Genomic DNA, 4210 nt, shown 5'->3' with positions numbered 1-4210 from the left:
GTGTCCGGGAGGCGCACCGGCTCGCGCTGCTCGCCGGTGACGTGGCCGGTTTCCTCTCGGGCCCGCTCGAGGTGATCGTCGTCGGCCGCGCACCGGAGCGGACGGCCGCGATGGCGGCGCTGGCGCGCGGCGCCGTCCGGCCCGAGGTGGCGCCTGACGGCGACGGGGGATACCGCGTCGAATACCCCGTCCCGACCGCGCCCTCCACGCCGGCGTCCGTCGAGGGCGACCGGCTCCGCCTCGAACACGACGGTTTCCGCGCCGTTCTCGGCCTGCCGCCGCTGCTGACCCGCTGCGTCCTCGTCGACTCGACCTTCGACGCCGGCGCCGGGCGGGTCCGGCTACGCTTTCTCCCGGACCCCGATCTGTGGCCGCAGAACCTCGTGCCGACCGGTTCCGCCGACACGGCCGGGTAGTATCCGCATTCGTCGATTGGCACCACGAGAGGACCGGGGACCGCGTTGCTGTACTACCTGTTCAAGTACGTGCTCATCGGCCCGTTCCTCCGGGTGACGAGTCGGCGGGTCGTGACGGGACGCGAGCACTTCCCGGCCCGGGGGGCCGCTCTCCTCGTCGGCAACCACCAGTCGGTCGCGGACTGGCTGTTCACCCCGCTGCTCCTGCCGCGCCGGGTGACGTTCCTGGCCAAGAGTGACTACTTCACGGGAACCGGCATCCGCGGGATGCTCAGCCGGTGGTTCTTCGCCGGCTCCGGGCAGTACCCGATCGACCGCACCAACGCCGACGCCGCACAGGCGGCGCTGGACGCCGGTCTCGAGGTCTTGTCGTCCGGGCGCATCCTGTGCATCTATCCCGAGGGCACCCGTTCCCCGGACGGACGGCTCTACCGGGGCAAGACCGGGCCGGCCCGGCTGGCGCTGCGCGCGGGCGTGCCGATCATCCCCGTCGGGGTCTCCGGCACCGGCGAGTACGTCCGCAAGGCGACCAGGTTCCGCTTCTTCCCGCGCACCGAGGTCCGCGTGATGCTCGGCGAGCCGCTCGACCTCTCGCCGTGGGCCGGCCGTGAAGGCGACCGGGAGGCCGAGCGCGAGGTCACCGACGAGCTCATGCGTCGTATCCAGGCACTCACCGGCCAGGAGTACGTCCACGACATCTACGGCGCGGACATGAAGAAGCGCTACCAGGCGGTCCGCGAGTCAGGGCACAACCTGCTCGACCAGCCCGTCGACGGACAGCGCTGACGAGGTGCGGTACTTCTACGACTGCGAGTTCATTGAGGACGGCACGACCATCGACCTGGTGTCGGTGGGGGTCGTCGCCGAGGACGGTCGCGAGTTCTACGCGGTGTCCACCGAGTTCGACTCGTCGACGGCCGGCCCGTGGGTCCGCCGCAACGTCCTGCCCAAACTCCCCAACCCGTCGTCCGCGGCGTGGATGTCGAGGGCCCGGATCCGCGACGAGCTGTACGACTTCGTCACGGCCCGGCCCACCGGCCCGGTCGAGATGTGGGCGTGGATCGGCGCCTATGACCACGTCGCGGTGTGCCAGCTGTGGGGCGACATGACGAAGCTCCCGGCGGCGATGCCCAAGTTCACCCGCGACGTCCGCCAACTGTGGGAGCTCGCCGGCCGGCCGGAGCTGCCGGCGCACCCCGGGGGCGCACACGACGCACTCGGTGACGCCCGCCATGTGGCGATGCGGTTCCGGGCCATCGCCGAGCAGGCGCCCCACCTGGGTCTCTGAGGCCTCGCCCGCGCGCGGTGGCGTATCGTCGCCGGGGTGAGCAACTGGACAGTCGACGTCGACATCGCGCAACTCCCCGACCTGCCGCCGCTCTCCGCGGACCTCGACAGGCAGTTGGCCGATGCGCTCTCCCGGCCGGCGCTGCAGCAGCCGTCGTGGGACCCGCAGCACGCCGCCGCCATGCGCAAGGTCCTCGAGAGCGTCCCGCCGATCTGCGTGGCCTCCGAGGTCGAGCACCTCTCGGATCGCCTGGCGGACGTGGCCCACGGTCGGGCGTTCCTGCTGCAGGGCGGTGACTGCGCCGAGACGTTCGAGGCCAATACCGAGCCCCACATCAAGGGCGTGATCCGCACGCTCCTGCAGATGTCGGTCGTGCTGACCTACGGTGCCTCGATGCCCGTGGTCAAGGTCGGTCGCATCGCCGGCCAGTACGCCAAGCCCCGGTCCGCCGACCGCGACGGCAGCGGACTGCTGTCCTACCGGGGTGACATGGTCAACAGCATCGAGGCGGACGAGGCGGCACGTGAGCACGACCCGTCCCGCCTGGTCCGCGCCTACGCCAACGCGGCCGCGGCGATGAACCTCGTCCGGTCCCTGACGGCGTCGGGCACCGCCGACCTGCACCGCGTGCACGAGTGGAACATGGAGTTCGTCGCCGGTTCGCCGGCCGGCGCCCGCTACGAGGCCCTGGCCGCGGAGGTCGACCGGGGCCTGCGCTTCATGGACGCGTGCGGCGTCTCCGACGCGAACCTGCGGTCCGCCGACATCTTCTCCTCCCACGAGGCCCTCGTCCTGGACTACGAGCGGGCGATGCTGCGCCTGGCCGATGACGGGACGGGACTCACCGGTGACGCCGAGCAGGGCCTGTACGACCTGTCGGCCCACTTCCTGTGGATCGGGGAGCGCACCCGCGGCATCGACGACGCCCACGTGGCGTTCGCCTCGCTCATCCAGAACCCCATCGGACTGAAGATCGGGCCCACCACGACGCCCGAGCTCGCGGTCGAGTACGTCGAGAAGCTCGACCCTCACAACCGGCCGGGCCGACTGACCCTGGTCTCCCGCATGGGCAACGACAAGGTCCGCGAGGCTCTGCCGCCGATCGTCCGTGCGGTGGAGGCCACCGGGCACAAGGTCATCTGGCAGTGCGACCCGATGCACGGCAACACCCACTCCACGTCGAACGGGTACAAGACCCGCCATTTCGACCGGATCATCGACGAGGTCCAGGGCTTCTTCGAGGTGCACCACGCGCTCGGGTCGCATCCCGGCGGGATCCACATCGAGTTGACCGGCGAGGACGTCACGGAGTGCCTCGGCGGCGCCCAGGACATCTCCGACCTGGATCTGGCGGGCCGGTACGAGACGGCCTGCGACCCGCGGCTCAACACCCAGCAGTCGCTCGAGCTGGCCTACCTGGTCGCGGAGATGCTGCGCCACTGACGCGTCGGGCCCGGCCGCCGGCGCGACGCGTCAGCCCCGGGCCGCGTCAGCCCAGTACCGCGTCAGCCCTGGGCCGCGTCAGCCCAGGGCGTCGATCTCGACCTCGCTGCCCCGGGCCACCACCCGGCCTGGCAGCGGGGTCTGGCCGTAGACGATGCCGCTCGACGTCCCCGCGTCGATGGTGGCGCGCAGTCCGGCCTCCTGCAGTCGCTGGCGGGCGTCGGACGCGCGTGAGCCCAGCACGACCGGGACGGTCACCGCGTCCGACGGCACGATCCGCAGCACGGCGCCCGACGGGTCGAGGCGGGTCCCGGCGGGCGGCTCGGTACGGACCACCCGACCGTCGGCGACCTGACGATCGGTGACGGGCGACTCGAGGACGACCGTGAAACCGGCCTTCTCGAGCACGTCGGTCGCCTCGTCGACGGGCACGTCCCTGATGTCGGGCACGGTCAGTGCGTTGGAGACCAGCAGGACGACCCCGTCGCCGCGGGACACGTCGGTCCCGGCGTCCGGGTCGGTGCCCACGGCCAGGCCACCGTCCACCTCGTCGTCGTACACCCTCCTGACCTGCGACACGGCGAGGCCCGCGCCCTCGAGGGCGGCGCGCGCCTGGTCCTCGGCCAGGCCCACCACCTCCGGCACGGCCACCGGCGCCGGCCCGGAGCTGGTGATCATGGCCACGCGCGTGCCCACGTCGACGGTCGTGCCCGCGCCGGGCTGCAACGACACCACCTGGCCGACGGGGACCGAGTCGGAGTACTCGGTGCCGCCGCGGACCGGCTCCAGCGAGTTCTCCCGGAGGGCGGCCGAGACGGCGTCGACGGTCCGGTTCGCACCCACCTCGGGCACCACCGGGCGCCCCACCGACACCAACACGGCCACGGTGTCCCCGCGGGGCACCTTCTCGCCGGCCGCGGGGTCGGTGCCCACCAGGCCGGACGGGGGGACGTCGTTGCTGAAGGCGTCGCGCGTCGCGGCCGCGAGCCCCACGGCGTTGACCGCGTCGGTGGCCTGGCCCACCGACATCCCCTGGACGGAGGGCACCTCCACGAACCGCCCG

Annotated in this window: 4 protein-coding genes and 1 pseudogene; 4 read left to right on the top strand and 1 reads right to left on the bottom strand. The window is 72.3% G+C overall.

Features of this window, described 5'->3' with window-relative positions:
* The 4 genes and pseudogenes from G6030_RS14315 to G6030_RS14300 form a co-directional block, all read left to right on the top strand.
* Positions 1-416 (top strand): annotated as a pseudogene (locus G6030_RS14315) (hypothetical protein); the annotation flags it as partial.
* A 45-nt stretch (positions 417-461) separates the two neighbouring features.
* On the top strand, positions 462-1202 hold the full coding sequence (locus G6030_RS14310) for a lysophospholipid acyltransferase family protein (protein WP_182643581.1): 741 nt from the start codon (positions 462-464) through the stop codon (positions 1200-1202).
* Positions 1203-1206: 4 nt separating this feature from the next.
* On the top strand, positions 1207-1704 hold the full coding sequence (locus G6030_RS14305) for a polyadenylate-specific 3'-exoribonuclease AS (RefSeq protein WP_007632179.1): 498 nt from the start codon (positions 1207-1209) through the stop codon (positions 1702-1704).
* A 36-nt stretch (positions 1705-1740) separates the two neighbouring features.
* Positions 1741-3147: a 3-deoxy-7-phosphoheptulonate synthase class II gene (locus G6030_RS14300; RefSeq protein WP_061228914.1), complete on the top strand. Its 1407-nt coding sequence runs from the start codon at positions 1741-1743 to the stop codon at positions 3145-3147.
* Positions 3148-3225: 78 nt separating this feature from the next.
* Here the strand turns inward: G6030_RS14300 and G6030_RS14295 are convergent.
* Positions 3226-4210, bottom strand: a 985-nt coding sequence (locus G6030_RS14295) for a PASTA domain-containing protein (protein WP_182643580.1), incomplete at its 5' end; no start/stop codon positions are given.

Origin of the sequence: Dietzia sp. E1, assembly GCF_014145015.1 — a bacterium.
GTDB lineage: Bacteria > Actinomycetota > Actinomycetes > Mycobacteriales > Mycobacteriaceae > Dietzia > Dietzia cinnamea_A.
This window is presented reverse-complemented; position numbering and strand designations above follow the sequence as displayed.